The organism is Streptococcus sp. 1004_SSPC, from assembly GCF_001069025.1.
Lineage (GTDB): Bacteria > Bacillota > Bacilli > Lactobacillales > Streptococcaceae > Streptococcus > Streptococcus vestibularis.
In genome coordinates, this window is the sequence record NZ_JWGQ01000090.1 from 1 (window position 1) to 271 (window position 271).

At 38.7% G+C, this 271-nt stretch carries 1 pseudogene; it reads right to left on the minus strand.

Annotated elements, in window-relative coordinates:
* A pseudogene (locus ADF62_RS10990) lies at window positions 1–271 on the minus strand (MSCRAMM family adhesin SdrC); the annotation flags it as partial.

Below are 271 nucleotides of genomic sequence, written 5' to 3' on the forward strand. Positions count from 1 at the left end.
ATCAAATTCCGAGTCAGCGTCAGAAAGTGAATCAATTTCAGAATCGCAATCAGTTTCTAATTCCGAGTCAGCGTCAGAAAGTGCCTCAATTTCCGAATCACAATCAGTATCAAATTCAGAATCCGCTTCAACAAGTGAGTCAATTTTTAAATCACAATCAGTATCGAACTCCGAATCGGCTTCAGTAAGTGTATCAAATTCCGAGTCACAATCAGTATCAAATTCCGAGTCAGCGTCAGAAAGTGAATCAATTTCAGAATCGCAATCAGTT